The 18027-nt window shown below is 73.5% G+C and carries 16 protein-coding genes; 6 read left to right on the forward strand and 10 right to left on the reverse strand.

The window, feature by feature from the left end; genetic code table 11:
* Positions 1 to 2: 2 nt before the first annotated feature.
* Complete coding sequence (locus ACYVMZ_RS08375) at positions 3 to 449, reverse strand: Lrp/AsnC family transcriptional regulator (RefSeq protein WP_461077190.1); 447 nt, start codon at positions 447 to 449, stop codon at positions 3 to 5.
* A gap of 94 nt (positions 450 to 543) precedes the next feature.
* Here ACYVMZ_RS08375 and ACYVMZ_RS08380 point away from each other — a divergent pair, with 94 nt between their 5' ends.
* From ACYVMZ_RS08380 to ACYVMZ_RS08390, 3 genes are all read left to right on the forward strand, one after another.
* Positions 544 to 1023: a rhodanese-like domain-containing protein gene (locus tag ACYVMZ_RS08380; protein WP_461077192.1), complete on the forward strand. Its 480-nt coding sequence runs from the start codon at positions 544 to 546 to the stop codon at positions 1021 to 1023.
* Positions 1024 to 1067: 44 nt separating this feature from the next.
* Positions 1068 to 1586 (forward strand): immunity 21 family protein, encoded by a 519-nt coding sequence (locus ACYVMZ_RS08385; RefSeq protein ID WP_461077194.1) that lies wholly within the window; start codon positions 1068 to 1070, stop codon positions 1584 to 1586.
* A 336-nt stretch (positions 1587 to 1922) separates the two neighbouring features.
* The gene (locus ACYVMZ_RS08390; protein ID WP_461077196.1) at positions 1923 to 2768 is read left to right on the forward strand and encodes an SDR family oxidoreductase; all 846 of its coding nucleotides are present in this window, start codon (positions 1923 to 1925) and stop codon (positions 2766 to 2768) included.
* A gap of 9 nt (positions 2769 to 2777) precedes the next feature.
* Here ACYVMZ_RS08390 and ACYVMZ_RS08395 read toward each other — a convergent pair whose 3' ends face one another.
* Positions 2778 to 4478 (reverse strand): DUF885 domain-containing protein, encoded by a 1701-nt coding sequence (locus tag ACYVMZ_RS08395; protein WP_461077198.1) that lies wholly within the window; start codon positions 4476 to 4478, stop codon positions 2778 to 2780.
* Between the two features lie 33 nt (positions 4479 to 4511).
* A complete protein-coding gene (locus ACYVMZ_RS08400; RefSeq protein ID WP_461077200.1) occupies positions 4512 to 5003 on the reverse strand; it encodes an Lrp/AsnC family transcriptional regulator in 492 nt (163 codons plus the stop codon).
* A 61-nt stretch (positions 5004 to 5064) separates the two neighbouring features.
* On the opposite strand from ACYVMZ_RS08400, the gene ACYVMZ_RS08405 reads away from it, so the two are divergent.
* Positions 5065 to 6255: a trans-sulfuration enzyme family protein gene (locus ACYVMZ_RS08405; protein ID WP_461077202.1), complete on the forward strand. Its 1191-nt coding sequence runs from the start codon at positions 5065 to 5067 to the stop codon at positions 6253 to 6255.
* Between the two features lie 93 nt (positions 6256 to 6348).
* Here the strand turns inward: ACYVMZ_RS08405 and ACYVMZ_RS08410 are convergent, their stop codons facing one another.
* From ACYVMZ_RS08410 to ACYVMZ_RS08425, 4 genes are all read right to left on the reverse strand, one after another.
* Positions 6349 to 7611, reverse strand: coding sequence for a GNAT family N-acetyltransferase (locus ACYVMZ_RS08410; protein WP_461077204.1), 1263 nt, complete (start codon positions 7609 to 7611; stop codon positions 6349 to 6351).
* 477 nt (positions 7612 to 8088) lie between these two features.
* A complete protein-coding gene (locus ACYVMZ_RS08415; RefSeq protein WP_461077206.1) occupies positions 8089 to 9675 on the reverse strand; it encodes an alkaline phosphatase D family protein in 1587 nt (528 codons plus the stop codon).
* Positions 9676 to 9830: 155 nt separating this feature from the next.
* Positions 9831 to 11285: a MocR-like pyridoxine biosynthesis transcription factor PdxR gene (gene pdxR / locus ACYVMZ_RS08420; protein WP_461077208.1), complete on the reverse strand. Its 1455-nt coding sequence runs from the start codon at positions 11283 to 11285 to the stop codon at positions 9831 to 9833.
* A 55-nt stretch (positions 11286 to 11340) separates the two neighbouring features.
* Positions 11341 to 12171, reverse strand: a complete 831-nt coding sequence (locus tag ACYVMZ_RS08425) for an alpha/beta fold hydrolase (RefSeq protein ID WP_461077210.1) — start codon at positions 12169 to 12171, stop codon at positions 11341 to 11343.
* A gap of 240 nt (positions 12172 to 12411) precedes the next feature.
* Here ACYVMZ_RS08425 and ACYVMZ_RS08430 point away from each other — a divergent pair, with 240 nt between their 5' ends.
* Both ACYVMZ_RS08430 and ACYVMZ_RS08435 read left to right on the forward strand, forming a co-directional pair.
* Complete coding sequence (locus ACYVMZ_RS08430; RefSeq protein WP_461077212.1) at positions 12412 to 13329, forward strand: RNA polymerase sigma-70 factor; 918 nt, start codon at positions 12412 to 12414, stop codon at positions 13327 to 13329.
* A gap of 624 nt (positions 13330 to 13953) precedes the next feature.
* Positions 13954 to 14715: a GntR family transcriptional regulator gene (locus ACYVMZ_RS08435; protein ID WP_461077214.1), complete on the forward strand. Its 762-nt coding sequence runs from the start codon at positions 13954 to 13956 to the stop codon at positions 14713 to 14715.
* A gap of 127 nt (positions 14716 to 14842) precedes the next feature.
* On the opposite strand, the gene ACYVMZ_RS08440 is transcribed toward ACYVMZ_RS08435, so the two are convergent.
* The 3 genes from ACYVMZ_RS08440 to ACYVMZ_RS08450 all read right to left on the reverse strand — a co-directional run bounded on the left by ACYVMZ_RS08440 (position 14843) and on the right by ACYVMZ_RS08450 (position 17946).
* Positions 14843 to 16000 (reverse strand): ROK family transcriptional regulator, encoded by a 1158-nt coding sequence (locus tag ACYVMZ_RS08440; RefSeq protein ID WP_461077216.1) that lies wholly within the window; start codon positions 15998 to 16000, stop codon positions 14843 to 14845.
* A gap of 99 nt (positions 16001 to 16099) precedes the next feature.
* The gene (locus tag ACYVMZ_RS08445; RefSeq protein WP_461077218.1) at positions 16100 to 16762 is read right to left on the reverse strand and encodes a response regulator transcription factor; all 663 of its coding nucleotides are present in this window, start codon (positions 16760 to 16762) and stop codon (positions 16100 to 16102) included.
* 14 nt (positions 16763 to 16776) lie between these two features.
* On the reverse strand, positions 16777 to 17946 hold the full coding sequence (locus ACYVMZ_RS08450; protein ID WP_461077220.1) for a sensor histidine kinase: 1170 nt from the start codon (positions 17944 to 17946) through the stop codon (positions 16777 to 16779).
* Between the last annotated feature and the right edge of the window lie 81 nt (positions 17947 to 18027).

Here is an 18027-nt window from a genome sequence, read left to right on the forward strand (position 1 = left end):
GGTCAGCGGCCGAGCGGGCGGCGGGCCAGGGGGGAGGAGTAGACGATGCTCGTCGTCACCGAGCCCAACGCCCCGATCTTCCCCGACACCTCCTCCAAGTGGCGCATCGAGCGGGCCGCGACCTTGATGACGAAGCAGTCGTCGCCGGTGACGTGGTGCGCCTCCAGGATCTCCGGCGTCGCGGCGACCAGGTCGTGGAACGGCTTGTAGTTGCCGGTCGGGTAGCGCAGCCGTACGAAGGCCAGGATCGGCAACCCGAGCCGTTCGGGGTCGACCACCGCGGCGTAACCCTGGATGACCCCCGCCTCCTCCATGCGCCGCACCCGCTCGGTGACCGCGCTCGCGGACATGGAGACGGCACGGGCCAGCTCGGCGAAACTGGCCCGGCCCTCCCGCTGGAGGACGTCGAGGATGCGCCAGTCGGTGGCGTCCGGGGAATACGCGGTCATCCCCGAGGGATAGCAGGGAAATCCCCGGCAGATCAAGAGGGAGGCCGTGGAACAGCACTTCAGGGAGTCGGTCACCGGCCGTAGTTTTTCTGCCATGACCACCGAGATCACCGTGAACCCCGTCCTGCGCGTCGCCCCGGCGGCCCCCGCCGAGGCCGCCGCGTACTTCCGCGCCGGTCTCGCCTTCCACGCCGACGTCTCCGACGTGGCCGCCGCGCTCACGGCCGGCGGCGACCCCGGCTTCGTCGTCGTGGACTCCCGCTCCACCGAGGCCTGGGACCAGGGGCACATCCCCGGCGCGATCCACCTGCCGACCGCGCTCATCCCCGAGGAGGCCGAGCAGTTCCTCGACCGGTCCGTGCCGGTCGTCACGTACTGCTGGGGCCCCGGCTGCAACGGCGCCACCCGCGCCGCCCTGGCCCTCGCCGAACTCGGCTACCAGGTCAAGGAGATGCTCGGCGGCTTCGAGTACTGGGCCCGCGAGGGCTTCGAGTTCGAGACCTGGCAGGGACGCGAACGGCGGGACGTCGACCCGCTCACGGCACCGGTGGGCGCGGGCGACTGCGGCTGCTGAACCCGCGGCGCCGCCGACAGAGTCGGCCCTGTAGGTTCTGCCGCATGGTGCGATACGCGGAGCCGGGAGCGGTGGAGTGGGTCGAGTCGGGCGGCGGACCGCTCATCGCCGTGCCGGAGACGGTGCTGCCGTTCTGGACGGGCGCCGACGGTGAGGAGACCGCCTCGGACTACGACCGGGCCTGCGAGGTGGACGGGCACGTCGGACTCCTCCCGGTCGGCGACTCCACGGCCCTGGTGCTGGGCGACGAACCCGCCTCGACCGCCTTCCTGCCCGAGCACGGCACCTTCGTACGGTGGTGCGCCGGCGACTCCGAGGACGAACTCCTGGCGAACGTGCCGGCGGCGCTGCACTCCGCCGAGTGGGGACCGGAGATGCGCTGGGAGGTGCCGGGCGCCGTGCTGCTGTTCGACGCGGCCTGGCCCGGCACCGACTCCGCGCACGCCGACCACGTGCGCGTCGTCCTGGAGCCCGGCCGCTACGAGGTCCGCGCGGCCCAGGCCCGGCCCGGGCCGGAGGCCTGGCTGGGCCTCGTACAACTGCGGCGGCTCGCCCACCGATAGCCGTGGGTATGGGCGTGCGTCATGCCCGCCGGCCGTGGGTATGGGCTTGTGTCGCGCCCGCGGGCCGTGGGTATGGGCGTGTGTCGTGCCTGCCGATAGCCGTGGATATGTGGGGCGTGCGTTGCGCCACCGGCCGCGGAAATGGGCGTGCCTCGCGCCCACCGGCCGTGGATATGAGCGCGCGTCGCGGCCCCCCCCGGTAGCCGTGGATATGAGCGTGTGTCGCATCCGCGGACAGCCGGGGAGAGGAGCGTGCGTCGCGCCGCGCCCGCGGGCAGCCGTGGACAGTGGATATTCGTGTGCGCCGCGCCCGCCGGGTGCCCATGATGGTGGATCATGCCTCTGCTTCCACCTCCCACACCCGAAGAACTGCGCCGTGACCCCCTTCCCCTGCGCGGCCGGACCGCCCTGGTCACCGGAGCCAGCCGGCGTGGCGGCATCGGCCACGCCGTGGCCCGGCGGCTCGCCGCGTACGGGGCGAGCGTCTATCTGCACCACCACGTGCCGCACGACGCCGCCAAGCCGTGGGGCGCCGACCGGATCGAGGACGTGATCGCCTCGGTGCGCGGCGCCCTCGGTGACCCCGAGGCCCGTGTCGTCGCCGGGCCCGGTGACCTGGCCGACCCGGCCGCGCCCGCCGACCTCGTCGCCAGGGCCGCCGAGGCGCTCGGCGGACGGCTCGACATCCTCGTCGCCAACCACGCGCAGAGCGGATACGACGGCAGCCTCGACGAGATCGACGCGGCGATGCTCGACACGCACTGGGCGGTCGACACCCGCTCCGTGGTCCTGCTGATCCAGGCGTACGCCCGGCTGCGGGCCGCGCTGCCGCCACGCACCCCGGGCGGGCGCGTGATCATGATGACCTCCGGCCAGGACATCGCGGGCGGCATGCCCTGGGAGGTCGCCTACGCCCTCCAGAAGGGCGCCCTCGCCTCCATCACCCGTTCCCTGTCGACGGCCCTGGCCGAGCACGCGGTCACCGTGAACACCATCAACCCCGGCCCGGTGGACACGGACTACATGACCGGCGAGGACTACGAGGCCATCGCGGCGATGTTCCCCGCCGGCCGGTGGGGCATGCCCGACGACCCGGCCCGCCTCATCGCGTGGCTCGCCACGGACGAGGCGGAATGGATCACCGGCCAGGTCATCAACTCCGAGGGAGGCTTCCGGCGTTGACCTGAGGGATCAGAGCCGGGACAGCTCGTCCACGAGGTCGTCCAGCCCGAGCGAGCCCTGCGAGAGGGCCGCCATGTGCCAGGCCTTCGGGTCGAAGGCGTCGCCGTGCCGCTTGCGGGCGTTCTCCCGGCCCAGCAGCCAGGCGCGTTCGCCCAGCTTGTAGCCGATGGCCTGGCCCGGCATCGACAGGTAGCGGGTCAGCTCGCTCTCCACGAAGTCCGCGGGGCGGCTGCTGTGCGCGCCGAAGAACTCCTGCGCCAGCGCGGACGTCCAGCGCTCGCCGGGGTGGAAGGGGGAGTCGTCCGGGATCGTCAGCTCCAGGTGCATGCCGATGTCGATGATGACGCGCACCGCCCGCATCATCTGCGCGTCCAGATAACCGAGCCGGCGCTCCGGGTCGGTCAGGAAGCCCAGTTCGTCCATGAGCCGCTCCGCGTACAGCGCCCAGCCCTCGGCGTTGGCGCTCACCATGCCGACGCTCGCCTGGTAGCGGGAGAGGTCCTCGGCCACGTGCTTCCACTGGGCCAGCTGGAGGTGATGGCCGGGCACGCCCTCGTGGTACCAGGTCGACACGAGGTCGTACACCGGGAAGCGCGTCTGGCCCATGGTCGGCAGCCAGGTGCAGCCCGGGCGCGCGAAGTCGTCCGAGGGCGGCGTGTAGTACGGCGCCGCGGCGCTGCCCGGAGGGGCGATGCGGGACTCCACCCGGCGTACCCGTTCGGCGAGGTCGAAGTGGGTGCCGTCGAGCGCGTCGATCGCCTCGTCCATCAGGGACTGCAGCCACTGCCGCACCTCGTCGACGCCCTCGATGTGCGTGCCGTGCTCGTCCAGGTGCGCCAGCGCCACCCACGGCGTGGCCGCGCCCGGCAGGATCTTCTCGGCCTCCGTCTTCATCTCACCCAGGAGGCGGTGGTACTCGGACCAGCCGTAGGCGTACGCCTCGTCCAGGTCGAGGTCCGTGCCGTTGAAGTAGCGGACCCAGCGGGCGTACCGCTCGCGGCCCACCACGTCCGGTGCGCCCTCGATGGCCGGCGCGTACACGTCCCGCATCCAGTCGCGCAGCGTGACGACGGCCTGCGTGGCCGAGCGGGCCGCCGCGTCCAGCTCGGAGCGCAGTGCCTCGGGGCCGGCGGCGGCGAACTGCTCGAACCAGCCGTGTCCCTCGCCGTCCGTGCCATCGGTGTTCGCCCACTCGCCGAGCTGCTCGACGAACGTGGCGGTGGCGCGCGGCCCCCCGTACAGCTTGCGTTCCAGGCCGAGCGCCAGGGATTCCCGGTAGCCCTCCAGCGCGGCCGGGACCGCGCGGAGCCGTTCGGCGATCGCCGCCCAGTCCTCCTCCGACTGCGTCGGCGTGACGGTGAACACCTGGCGCACCGCGTGGACGACCGAGCTCAGATTGCTGACCGCGCGCAGGCCCTCCTCGGCCTCGTGCACGGCGAGCTCCGCGGTGAGCCGCTCGCGCAGCAGCCGCGCGCACCGGCGCTCGATGTCACTGTCCGCGCCGGGGCGGCGCTCGGCCTCGTCGAGCCGCGCGAGCGTGGCCCGCTGGAGCTCAGCGAGCGCCTCCTGGCCCGCCGGGGAGGTGTCGGGTAGGCGGCTGGAACTCTCCTTCACACCGAGAAACGTGCCGGTGATCGGATCGAGGGCGATGAGCTCGTCGACGTAGGCGTCGGCGACCTGACGGGGCAGCGGGCTGTTGGTCTGTGACATGCGGACCATCCTGGTACGACGGCCCGCTCGCCGTCACCCGGATTGAGCCGTGGGCGAAGGCGGTAGCAGCGGGCCGCAGTCCCACTGCTGGAAGATCAACCGGGTCTCCACGCGCGCCACTTCCCGCCGGGCCGTGAACTCGTCGAGGACCAGCCGCTGCAGGTCCGCCATGTCCGCGACGGCGACATGCACGAGGTAGTCGTCCGGCCCGGTCAGATGGAAGACGGTCCGTGACTCCGGCAGCGCCCGGATCCGCTCCACGAACGGGCCCACCAGCTCCCGCCGGTGCGGCCTGACCTGCACCGACAGCAGCGCCTCCAGGCCCCGCCCCAGCTTGGCCGGGTCGAGCCGCAGCTGGTGCCCGAGGATCACGCCCGAGCGGCGCAGCCGGGTCACCCGGTCCAGACAGGTCGACGGCGCCACCCCGACCTGCGCGGCGAGGTCCCGGTACGTCGTCCGGGCGTCGTTCTGCAACAGCCGCAGCAGGTGGAGATCCACCGGATCCAGTACGACAGATTCAGCCACTGGCCGAACGTAGCACGGGATACGCGCCGTGTGACCCGCTCCGTGTTCACCCTTGCCGTCCATGGAGACCGCGAGCATGGGTGCCTACGACGACGTACGCACCGCCCAGAGAGCACTCGCCACCGAGGCCGTGCACGCCGGCCGGGACGACCTCGCCCGGCGGGGTCTGCACGCCCCGCCGATCGACCTGTCCACCACCTACCCCTCGTACGACAGCCGTGGCGAGGCCGCCCGCATCGACGCCTTCGCCGCCACCGGTGCCGAGCCGGACGGCCCGCCCGTGTACGGGCGGCTGGGCAACCCGACCGTGGCCCGCTTCGAGACCGCGCTGGCCCGTCTGGAGGGCACCGAGGCCGCGGTCGCGTTCGCCAGCGGCATGGCCGCGCTGAGCGCGGTCCTGCTGGTGCGGGGCTCGATGGGGTTGCGGCACGTCGTGGCCGTACGGCCGCTGTACGGGTGCAGCGACCATCTGCTGACCGCCGGGCTGCTCGGCTCGGAGGTGACCTGGACCGACCCGGCGGGCGTCGCGGACGCGCTGCGCCCGGACACCGGGCTGGTGCTGGTGGAGTCCCCGGCCAACCCCACGCTCGCCGAGGTCGACCTGTGCGCCGTGGCCCACGCCTGCGGGTCCGTGCCGCTGCTGGTGGACAACACCTTCGCCACGCCGGTCCTCCAGCGGCCCGCCGAGCAGGGGGCGCGGCTGGTGCTGCACAGCGCCACCAAGTACCTCGGCGGGCACGGGGACGTGCTGGCCGGGGTCGTGGCCTGCGACGAGGAGTTCGCGGGGCGGCTGCGGCAGGTGCGGTTCGCCACGGGCGGGGTCCTGCATCCGCTGGCCGGCTATCTGCTGCTGCGGGGCCTCGCGACCCTGCCGGTACGGGTGCGGGCCGCGTCCGCGAACGCCGCCGAACTCGCCCGCCGCCTCGCCGCCGACCCGCGCGTGGCCCGCGTCCACTACCCGCGCATCGGCGGCGCGATGGTCTCCTTCGAGGTGTACGGCGACCCGCACGAGGTCATCGCCGGCGTCCGGCTGATCACCCCGGCGGTGAGCCTCGGCAGCGTCGACACGCTCATCCAGCACCCGGCGTCCATCAGCCACCGCATCGTCGACGCCGACGACCGCCGGGAGGCCGGGGTGAGCGACCGGCTGCTGCGGCTGTCGGTGGGACTGGAGGACGTCGAGGATCTGTGGGCCGACCTGGACGGGGCGTTGCGGGAGCGGGCCGTCGCCCGGGCCAGGCGGGAGGCCTGAACGGCGGGCGGCCCGGCGGGTTCCCACCGGGCCGCCCGCCGTGTCCGGGGACCTTGACCTGGGGCCGGTTCGGCGGATCCGGCCGCGCGGGGCTTACTGGAGCCCGATCCGATCGGCGTCGTACGGCAGTCCCGCCGCGACAGGGGTTCCCTCCAGGCGGGCCGTGATGACCAGGGTGCCCTCCTCGATCTGGTAGTCGAGGGGGAGGCCGAGGCCGCGCATCGCGGCGACCATGCCGGTGTTGGACGCCTGCGTCACGGCGTACACGCTCGCGCAGCCCGCCTCGCGGGCCATCGCCACCAGCCGGGCGAGGAGACCGCCGCCGATGCCCCGCCGCTGCCAGGCGTCCTCGACGAGCAGCGCGATCTCCGTCTCGTCGCCGTCCCACAGCAGATGACCGAGGCCGACGATGCGCCCCGACGCGGTCTGTACCGCGAGGGTGCGGCCGAAGCGGGGGCTGAGCAGGTGGTTCAGATAGCGGTCCGCGTCGCCGACCGGCCCGTGGTAGCGCAGCTTCAGGGTCCGCTCCGAGCACCGCTCGTGCATCGCCAGCGCCGCGTGGAGGTCACGCGTGTCGGCCCGGCGCACGGTGATGTCACTGCCCTCGGGCAGCGTCAGCACGTCCCGGCCGCGCGGGAGACGCGGGCCGAGCCGGGCGTCCAGCTCCACCAGCGCCCGGGCCCGGGCGAACTCCGTCGGCGTGAACGGCAGATACGGCCGCTCCACGGTGATCACTCCGCCTTCCGGGGCGCGCAGCCGCATCACGGTGTCCTCCAGGGCCCCCTCCACCGGCTCACCGTCGGGTGCCCGGTCGCCGCCCTCCGGTGCGGCGGGCAGGGACCGGATGGTGCACCGGCCCAGCAACTGCCGTAGCGCCAGCGGCAGTTCCGCGGCGTCCAGCGCGGTACGGGTCGCCATGCCCAGGACCCGGGTCGGCGCGTCCACCAGGTCGTGGGCGTCCGCGCGCTCGATCCAGGTGTCGGTGCCGCCCGCCGCCGACACCGCGCCGGTGATCCCGTCCACGGCCAGCTCGGCCGGGGCGCGCAGCAGGAACTCGTCCACCGTGCCCTCGGCCAGCGGATGCGTCTGCAGGCTCAGGATGTCCACCCGCCGCTCGGCGAGCGCGGTGCACAGCGCGGCCAGCGAGCCCGGTTCGTCCTTCACCGTCGTCCGCATCCGCCACAACGCGGTCTCCCCGGGCACCTGCTCCGGTGCCGGGGACCCGGTATCGAGTGCCGGCGGCGCGTGACCGTGGCGCCGTGACCACCAGGTGTGGAACGTCGTCGTGATCCGCTCCCAGTGGTGTGTGAAGCAACCGTTCTGCGTGTGCGTTCCGTCAGAAACTTTTCGACTCATGCAGCCACTGTGAAGGAACGGTGTTGCGTGATCACGAACGCATTGTGACCGCTGAGTAAAGAGTGGTTCCGCGCCTTTTGTTGGTCTTTTGACGGATGTGGTGCGGTGGAGGACCAGGCGGGAGGACGGGCGGGAGGACGGGCGGGAGATCTGCCTGCTCGGACCGGGCGGCGTCCGGCCGCGCGGTGGTCGCCGGGCATGCGGGACTACGTCGCGCCTACGTCATGCGGCCACCTCTTCCTCCAGCGCACCGCGCAGCCGGCCGGCCTGTGCCGCGAGCCGTGGACGAGCCGCGCCGGGCCGCCGTCTGCGCCAGATGCGGCAGCCCGGCCTTGGCCCCCTGCGCGGCCGGCTCCAGCGGGCGCGTGCCGTCGGGGCCGATGCGAGCGTGCCGCGCACCGGGGGATGACACCGGCGCGCGGCACGTCTCAGGCTACGGGAGCCGCAGGCCGTGGCGTCGCGGCTGAGCGTGGTGAGTCACTGGCCGACCAGACCCGGCTGCAGCACCTGCGTGAACAGCACCGTGCCGTCCTGCTCGCGCAGACGCACCGTCAGCTCGCCGCTGTCGCCGTCGATGTCGACCTCGCCGAAGAACTGGTAGCCGCCGGCGGGCGAGACGTTCGCCGTGGTCGGCGCCTTCACGAACACCCGCTCGGGGCCGAAGGTGTTGTCGAGCGCGCTGGCCGGGAAGGCACCGGCGTTCAGCGGCCCCGAGACGAACTCCCAGAACGGCTCGAAGTCGGTGAACGCGGCCCGCGAGGGCTGGTAGTGCTGGGCCGAGGTGTGGTGGACATCGGCCGTCAACCACACCGTGCCGGTGATCCGCCGGTGCTTGACGAACCGCAGGAGTTCGGCGATCTGCAGCTCACGCCCGAGCGGCACGCCCGGGTCACCCTGCGCCACGGCCTCGATGTTCTGCCTGCCCTCCTGGGTGTCGGGCACGATCAGGCCGAGCGGCATGTCGGCGGCGATCACCTTCCACACCGCACGCGAGCGCGCCAGCTCCCGCTTGAGCCACTCCAGTTGCTCGCGGCCGAGGATGCCCTGCGGGTCCACGGTCTGCCTGCCGGGCGAGTTGGCGTTGCGGTACGTGCGCATGTCCAGCACGAACACGTCGAGCAGCGGGCCCTGCCGCAGCACGCGGTACACGCGGCCCTCCCGGGCGCCCGGCCGCAGGGTCGAGATCGGGAAGTACTCGCTGAACGCGCGCCGGGCCCGGGCCGTCAGCACGTCCACGCTCTTCTCGGTGTAGCGGGTGTCCGTGTCCGCGATGACCTGGCCCGGGTACCAGTTGTTGCGCACCTCGTGGTCGTCCCACTGGACGATGGACGGCACCTGGGCGTTGAACCGGCGCATGTTCTCGTCGAGCAGGTTGTAGCGGAAGGTGCCGCGGAACTCGGCCAGGGTCTCGGCGACCTTGGACTTCTCCTCGGTGGTGATGTTCCGCCAGGTGCTGCCGTCGGGCAGGGCCGCGGTCGGCGCGATGGGGCCGTCGGCGTAGACGGTGTCGCCGCTGAAGAGGAAGAAGTCCGGGTCCAGCCCGGCCATCGCGTCGTAGATGCGGTAGCCGCCGAGGTCCGGGTTGATGCCCCAGCCCTGCCCGGCCAGGTCGCCGGACCACACGAACCGCACCCCGTCGCGCCGCCGCACCGGCACGGTGCGGAAGGTGCCGGTGACCGGCTCGCCCACGCGGCGCGGGTCGTCCGGGTCGGCGAGCAGCACCCGGTAGTGGATCTGCTCGCCCGGCGGCAGCCCGTGCAGCCGGGTCGTGCCGGTGAAGTCCGTGCCGGCGCCGAGCAGTGGGCCGTGCCATCTGCGCGGGTTGCGGAAGGACTCGGTGGCCGACGTCTCCACGATCATTCGGGCCGGCCGGTCCGAGCGCACCCACACCAGCCCGGAGCTCGAGGTCACGTCGCCCGTCTGGACGCCCCAGTCCGCCTTCGGGCGCCCGGACAGGGCGAAGGCCGGTGCCGCGCCGAGCGCACCGGGCAGGGTCAGGGCCGCCGACGCGGCGAGGGAGCCGCGCAGGACGCTGCGGCGGCCGGGGAACGGACGGTGTGACATGGATGCGCCTCCAGGGACGTGATCCGGCCAATGGGCGATGCCACACCTACTCGTACGGCACGGCACGCACGCAAACCCCAAGTGAACAACCGGCCGCGGACGCCGGGGAACCGGCGCGCGGCACCAGGCCCTGTCGTCGCGGAGCAGGCGGGAGTTTACGACAGGGCCTGGGCCTCGACGGCCTCGGCCATCAGCCGTACGCCCGCACGGATCCGCGCGGGCGACCCGTGCGCGTACCCCATCACCAGCCGCACCCCCTTGTTCCCGTCGCTCTCGCCCGAACGCGCGTGCGTGTACTCCGTCAGCGGGCGCACCGCGACTCCGGCCGCCGCCACGCGCGCCAGGAAGCGGTCCTGGGGCCCGTAGCACTCCGGGAACGCGGCGATCACATGCAGGCCCGCGGCGATCCCGGACACCGACGAGCCGGGGAAGTGCTCCTGCAGGGCGGCCACCAGTGCGTCGCGCCGCTCGCGGTAGGCGCGCTGACGGCGGCGCAGCTGGCGGTCGTAGTCGCCGTGCTCCAGGAACCGCGCGAACACCGCCTGGTCCAGAGTTGGATGGCCGAGATCCATCGTCCGCTTGCGTTCGACGACCTCGTCGGCCCAGGACTCCGGCACCAGCAGCCACCCGAGCCGCAGCCCCGGGGCGAGGGACTTGCTGACCGAGCCCGCGTAGGCCACGTGCTCCGGGTCGAGTCCCTGAAGCGCGCCCACGGGAGCCCGGTCGTAGCGGAAGTCGCCGTCGTAGTCGTCCTCGAGGACGATCCCGTCCACGGACCGCGCCCAGTCGAGGAGTTCCGCCCGGCGCCGCGCCGAGTAGGCGATGCCGGTGGGGAACTGGTGGGCGGGCGTCGCCACGACGGCCCGTACGCCCGACGCCCGCAGCGGCTCCATGGCAAGCCCCTCGTCGTCCACGGGCAGCGGTACGGCGGTGACCCCGGCGGAGGCGTACAGGGCGTCGTGCTGCGGGCTGCCGGGGCTCTCGACGCCGACGGTGCCCATCCCGCGTGCGTGCAGCACGAAGCCGAGCAGCGTCGTCGCCTGGGCCACCCCGGAGACGACCACGATCCGCTCGGGGTCGGCCACCACGCCCCGCCGTCGGGCGAGCAGTTCGGCCAGCGCGGTGCGCAGCCGGGGCAGACCACGCGGATCGGGATAGCCGAGCTCCTGGTGCGGCAGCTCCGCCAGGACGTGGCGCTGCGCGGCGGCCCACGCGGACCGTGGGAACAGCGACAGGTCCGGTGTGCCGGGCACGAAGTCGGCGCGGGCGCCGGGGGAACGCGGGGCGAGGTCACGCGCCCGCGGCCGGGCGGCCCGTACGGCACCGCTCACCCAGGTCCCGGCACCCCGGCCGCTGCGCAGATACCCCTCCGCCGTCAACTGCTCGTACGCCTCCGTGATCAGCCCGCGCGACACCCCGAGGTCGGCGGCCAGGTCCCGACTCGACGGCAGCCGGGTCCCCGGCGCGAGCCGGCCCGAGCGGACCGCCTCGCGCAGTGCCGCCTGCAGGGAGCGGCCCCGTGTGCGGGCCGGAGCCGAGGCGGCGGGCAGCAGCAACTCCCAGGCTGCGGAGGCGCCCTGCCCGTCCGGGCCGGTCTGCGATGGCGTCATGGGAGGGGACTTTAGAGGCACGGTTCCCCCGGTGTGCCAGGCGGGGGTTCGCGGGTCAGCGGCTGCCGTCGAGGAGGACCCGGGCCACCAGCGCCGGGTCGTCGTTCATCGGGACATGGCCGCAGCCGGGCAGCCGCACCAGCCGGGCCCTGGGCAGGACGCCCTTGGCACGCACGCCCTGCCGGGGCACGAGCAGCCGGTCCCTGCTGCCCCACGCCACGGTCACCGGCACACCGGGGACGTCCTCGGTGAACTGCACGGCCCGGCCGGACCGGAGGGTCTCGGAGAACCCCTGGGCCCGGGCCAGCGCCAGCGTCTCGGCGACCACGGCCTCGGGCGAACGGCGGCCCGGACGGGCGTAGATGGTGCTCGTCAGCAGCGTTCGGCCGAGCGCCGGGCGGGCCAGCCGCTCCACCACCGGCAGCGGCATCCGCTGGGCGATCTGCCGCATCGTCATGAGCACCGCGAAGGCGTACCGCCGCTCCGCCTCGTTCCAGAACCCCGCCGGAGACAGCGCCGTCACCGACCGGACCAGCTTCGCCCGGCCGAGCTCCAGGGCCAGCAGCCCGCCGAGCGAGTTGCCCGCCACATGCGGCCGTTCGATCTCCAGCGCCTCGCACAACGCGGCGAGCACGGCGTTCATCGTCGGCAGGTCGTGCGCCGTGCCGTCCGGAAGCGCCGGGGACTCACCGCACCCGGGCAGGTCGATGGCGATCACGTCACGCTCGGCCGCCAGGACGGGGATCACCGGGTCCCACACCTGTCGGTGGTGGCCGATGCCGTGCAGCAGCAGCAACGGTTCACCGCTGCCCACGCGCGTGTACGACACGGTCACGGGCCGCGGGCCGTGGGGGGAGGTGATCTCGAAGGAGACGGTGGCGGGCATGGAGGTGCTCCTCGTCTGGGACCAACTGACGTACGGCTGGGACGGACTTGTGGGGCTTGTCGGCGGGGCTGGCCGACCGGACTGGCTGACCGGACGTGCCGGAAGACGCCGTAGACAGCTTGTCAGCAATTACTACCGACGGGTAGCCCCCGGCGGTCGACGCGTACACCCCCCAACACGCCTGGCGCACCCCGGTGGTGGAGCCTGGACACGGCCGCGCCCGTCGGCTGGGATGGTGCCGTGACCACCGATGCCGCGACCGACGTCTTCGAAGAGCACCGTCCCGTCCTCCTGGGAGTCGCCTACCGCATGCTGGGCCGCGTGGCCGACGCCGAGGACGTGGTCCAGGAAGCCTGGCTGCGCTGGTCGGGCACCGACCGCAGCGACGTGCGGGAACTGCGCGGCTATCTGGTGCGCGTCACCACCCGTCTCGCCATCGACCGGCTGCGGCAGATCAAGGCGCGCGGCGAGACGTACGTCGGCCCGTGGCTGCCCGAGCCGTACGTCACCGACTTCGGGAACACCGTCCCGGACACCGCGGAGCGGGCCGTGCTCGCCGACTCCGTCTCCCTCGCCGTCCTCGTCGTGCTGGAGTCCCTGTCTCCACTGGAGCGAGCGGTGTTCGTGCTGCGGGAGGCCTTCGGTTTCCCGTACGCCGAGATCGCCGCCATGCTCGACCGAGGGGAACCGGCGGTGCGTCAACTCGCCGGGCGGGCCCGCAAGCACGTCGAGGAGCGGCGGCCGCGCTACGAGGTCGACCCCGCCCAGCGCCGCGACCTGACCGAACGGTTCCTGGCCGCCGCGGCCGGCGGCGACCTCGAGGAGCTCATGGCGCTGCTCGCCCCGGACGTCCGTCTCGTCGGCGACAGCGGCGGCAAGGCGAAGGCGCCGCTGCGGGTCCTGGAGACCGCGGACAAGGTGGGCCGCTTCCTCGCCGGCGCCGCCCGGAAGAGCGCCCCGGACCTGTCCCTCCGTCTCCTGGAACTCAACGGCGGCCCCGCGATCCTGGCGCTGTCCGGCGGCAAACCCGACGCCGTCTTCCAGGTGGACGTCGCCGACGGACACATCCAGGCGGTGTACATCGTCCGCAACCCCGACAAGCTGCGCTCGCTGGCCGGTGTCGGGCACGGGGCGGATGACGGGCCGGGGTCCAGGTAGAGGTGAGTTCGAGCAGGGCTGAGGACGAGGAGGGCTGAGAACCAGGAGGGCTGAGCACGCTCGGCGCACCGGTCGGCGCAGCGGATGCAGCGGTACGAGCTCCGCGGCGGGCCGGCCCGTCACGGCCGACTCGGCGAAGAGTCTGCCGGTCAGCGGCCCCCGTGCGATGCCCCTCATCCCGTGCCCGCCGCAGATGTGCACGCGCGGTACGCGGGTCGGGCCGGCCGGCGGCAGCCCGATCGGGGGTGCAGGGGCGTGGCCCCACCGGATGTCGGCGCGGTCGTCGAGGCCGGCGGCGGGCAGCGGCGGGCGTACCGCGTCGGCGATCGCCCGCACGCGGCGCGGATCGCCCGCCACGCCATGGTCACCCGCGCCACCTGGCTGCCCGACGTGGCGTTCGTGGGCGTCTCCCTAGGCCTTCCCTCGGCCTGGCCACGCTCAGGCGCGGCGGCATTCCGGCCCCCTGGCCGCGCGACTGACGGGCGCGTCCGTGCCGCTCCCCAGGGATCGCGATTGGTCTTGACCAAGGGTGAGGGCCGCCCTATGGTCGCAGAGAAGTGCAACAACCTTTAAAAAACAAGGGCGCTAAAAAGCCGCCGGACCACGGCGAATGCGGAGGACAGGGTGGGGACCACGCAGCTGGATCCGGTGCCGGAACCGAAGTACTGGCACCTGAAGACCGTGCTCAGCGAGGCGCTGGACTCGGAGTTCTCCGTGGGCGAGATCCTGCCCAACGAGCGTGACCTCGCCGCCCGCTTCGGCGTCGCCCGCGCCACGCTCCGCCAGGCCCTGGAACAGCTCGAACTCGAGGGCAGGCTGCAGCGCCGCCGCGGCGTCGGTACGACCGTCGCCCCGCCCCGCATGGGTGTGGCCGTCGGTACGGACCACCACACGTGGCCGGGCGGGCCCGAGGACGCCTGGCAGCCCGTCGACTGCACCGCGGCGGTACCGCCCGCCGCCGTCGCCGACGCGCTGGGCACCGGCCGGGACGAGCCCGTGCACACCATCCGCCGCTCCCGCGTGTCGCACGGCCAGCCCGTCGCCGCCGAGCTGCTGTACGTCCCCCGGTCGTCGGTGCCCGACCTGTCCGCCATCGACGCGCCGTCCGGAGCGGCACGCGCGCGTGCGGTGCTGCGCGAACTGCAGCGTTCGGAACTGGAGCGGCAGGACAACGCCGTGGAGCTCGGCTCGGCCCGGGCCGACGACGCCAAGGAATTGGACCGGCTCCCCGGAGCCCCCGTCCTCGTCGTCACCACCCGCTTCATCGCCCAGGGCCGCACGGCGGCACTGTCCGTAGCGACGTACCGCGCTGACACGTGCCGACTGACCTTCGGTGACTCGGGCGGCGTGGAGATCCACCACGGGCCGCAGCGCCGGGCGTCCTGACATATCGTGTTTCCGGCGCCCCGGGGAGCCCATCCTCCGGGGCGCCGCGCGTTGGTGCGGGAGGTGGTACGTCGTCCAGGGCCAGGGCGGGGCGCGGCGTACCGGCGAGGAACCAGGACGGGACGCCCTAGCGGCGTGCCGTGACCGTGCCCTCCACCGCGAACAGCTGCTCCTCCACGTGGTCGAGGGCGAGCCGCAGCGCGCCCGTCGCCACCGCCGCCTCGCCGAGCAGCGACAGGGCGACCTTCGGCGGGCGCAGACAGTAGCGGGCCAGTTCGCGGCGCAGCGGATCCAGCACGCCGTCCAGCCCGGCCGCCCAGCCGCCGATGACGACCAGCTCCGGGTCCAGGGCCAGCACCAGGGCCGCCACGTCGTGGACGAGTCGCTGGATGAAGCGGTCCACGGCGGCCCGGGCCCGCTGGTCGCCCTCGCGGGCCCGCGCGAAGACCTTCGCGACCGCCTGCTCGTCGAGCGGGTGCAGCGGCTCGTCCGTGGTGGACAGCAGGGTCTCCGGCGTCGCCTCACGGCCCAGCAGGTGCAGCGCCCCGATCTCGCCGGCCGCCCCGCCGAACCCCCGGTGCAGGCGTCCCCCGATCAGCGAACCCGCGCCCGGGCTCAGCCCGGCCAGCACGAACACCACGTCGTCGGACTCGGTGGCGGAACCCTTCCAGTGCTCGGCGACGGCCGCGGCGTTGGCGTCGTTCTCCACCAGCACCGGGCACTTGAAGGAACGGCTCAGCCGCTCGCCCAGCCGCAGCCCCGTCCACCCGGGCAGCGCGGTGCCCAGCCGCACCGTGCCGTCCGCCTCGACGATGCCGGGCGTGCCCACCCCCACGGCCCGCAGCGAACCGCGCGCGACACCGGCCCGGCGCAGCAGCTCGGCGACCGCGGTGCGCGACCGCTCCAGCCGCTCGTCGGCCGACGCCGTCTCGTCGACGTCCTTGGCCTGGGCGCCGATCACCCGCCCGTCCAGGTCGGCCAGCAGTGCGGCCACCCGGTGCACCCCGATCTCAAGGCCCAGCAGATGCCCGGCCTCGGCCCGGAACCGGAACCGCCGCGCCGGCCGCCCCTGACGCCTGACGACACTCTCGTCCGGACCCTTCTCGACGACCAGACCGGCCTCGATCAGCCCCTCGACCACGCCCTCCACGGTCGGCCGGGACAGCCCCGTCACCCGGGTGATCTCCGTCAGCGTGGCGCAGTCCGTGGCACGCAGCGCGTGCAGCACCACCGCGGAGTTGATCCTTCGCAGCAGCGAGGGATCCCCGCCGGTCAGCCGCCCCACCGTCCGTCCTCCCAGCTCGTGCGCGTGTTGGCCGGATCGTACTCGGCACGGCGGACCCCGGCGAGTGCCGGCCGCCTGCCGAGGGCCCACCCCTGGCGATCACCCCGGCGCCACGAACCCCGACTCGTACGCCGCGATCACCGCCTGCGTGCGGTCCCGCGCCCCGAGCTTTGCCAGTACGGCGCTCACGTGCGACTTCACCGTCTCCGTCCCCACGACCAGCCGCCCGGCGATCTCCGCGTTCGACAGGCCCCGCGCCATCAGGCGGAGCACCTCGGCCTCCCGCTCGGTGAGCTGGGCCCGCTCCATCAGTGCCCGCGCCACCCGGTTCCCGCCGCCGTCGCCGTACTCGGCGGCGAGCTGCCGCACCGAGGCGGGGAAGAGCAGCGACTCACCCTCGGCGACCAGCCGCACCGCGTGCACGATCTCGGCGGGCCGGGCCCGCTTGAGCAGAAACCCGTCGGCCCCCGCGCGCAGCGCCTCGTACACGTACTCGTCGTTCTCGAACGTCGTCACCACGAGGATCTTCGGCGGCGCGTCGACGGTCCGCAGCAGGGCGCGCGTGGCCTCGATGCCGTCCAGGAGCGGCATGCGGACGTCCATGGCGACCACGTCGGGCCGCAGCTGCCGTACGAGCGGAATGACCGCCGCCCCGTCGGCCGCCTCCCCGACGACCTCGATGTCGGGCTGTGCCTCCAGCACGGCTCGCAGACCCGCGCGTACGAGGGGTTCGTCGTCGACGAGGAGAACGGTGACCGGCATCCGGCCAGCGTAGATCAGCTCAGCGGCAGCTCGACGTGCACCTGCCAGTCCCCTCGGTCGGGTCCGGTGTGCGCGTGGCCGCCCAGCAGCGCGGCACGCTCACGTATGCCGCGCAGCCCGCTGCCGCGCCCCGGGCCGGGTATCCCGGCAGTGAGCGGATTGCGCACCTCCAGGACGAGGGTGCCGTCGGCGACGCGGGTGCGGACCCGCACGGGTACGGGCCCCGCGTGCCGCAGCGCATTGGTCAGGGACTCCTGCAGGATCCGGTAGCCCTCCCGGGAGACCGGCCCGGGCACGGTGTCCACCGGACCGGCCACCTCGGCGTCGACCTTCGCCCCGGAGGCCCGCGCGGACTCCAGCAGCCGGTCGGCGTCCGCGAGCGTCGGCCTGCCGCTCACGGGTTTCCCCGACTCGCGCAGCACACCGAGCACGCGCTCCAGGTCCTCCAGGGCGGCCCGGCCGGTCTCCTCGATCGCGCTCAGCGCCCGGTCGGTGAACGCGGGGTCGCCCGCCGTGCGCGCGGCGCCCGCCTGCACCACGGCGACGGTCAGCGCGTGACCGATCGAGTCGTGCAACTCGCGCGCGATGCGCGTCCTTTCCAGGAGTTGCTCGGTGCGCTCCTCCAGCGCGGCGAGCCGCTCCGCGGGGGAGGGGCCGAGGAGGCGGCGGGCGTTGCCGGTGATCAGCTTTCCGGCGCCGACCACGATGGCGGCCAGCGTGATCAAGGGGAGGAGAGCGAGCAGGGCGTACCACCAGTGGTGGCCCGGAACCTGGATGAACGTGGCCGGGTCCGGGCTGCCGCCCTGCGATGCGCGCACCAAGTCCTTGGTGAGCATGGGCAGGTGGATGGTGAGGAAGCCGACCGCACAGCCCAGGAACAGCCGGATCTCCAGCCACAGGGTGGTGCGTCCGCGGTCGCCCCAGGTGGCGGAGGGCGCCGTGACGATGTCCGGGGTGTCGCTGTCGTGCCGCTCGCGAAGCAGCAGCAGTCTGGCCTGGAACCCTTCGACGGTCCGCATCGCGGGCACGAGTCCGCTGACCCCGAGCAGCACGATGGCCGTGAGCCACGCCCAGAACGGGTCGAAGATGTACCACCACATGGCCGGCCACACGACGGCCAGGAACAGATGCAGCCATCGTGTGTACGTCACCGCCCGGGTGAACGGGCGCAGCAAGCGGACCATCCCGTCATCGTGCCAGCCACCACTGACACCGCACCTCCCCCGCACGGGGGAGGCGATCTCCCCCGGCGGGGGAGGCCCCGA

The organism is Streptomyces deserti (genome assembly GCF_054782695.1).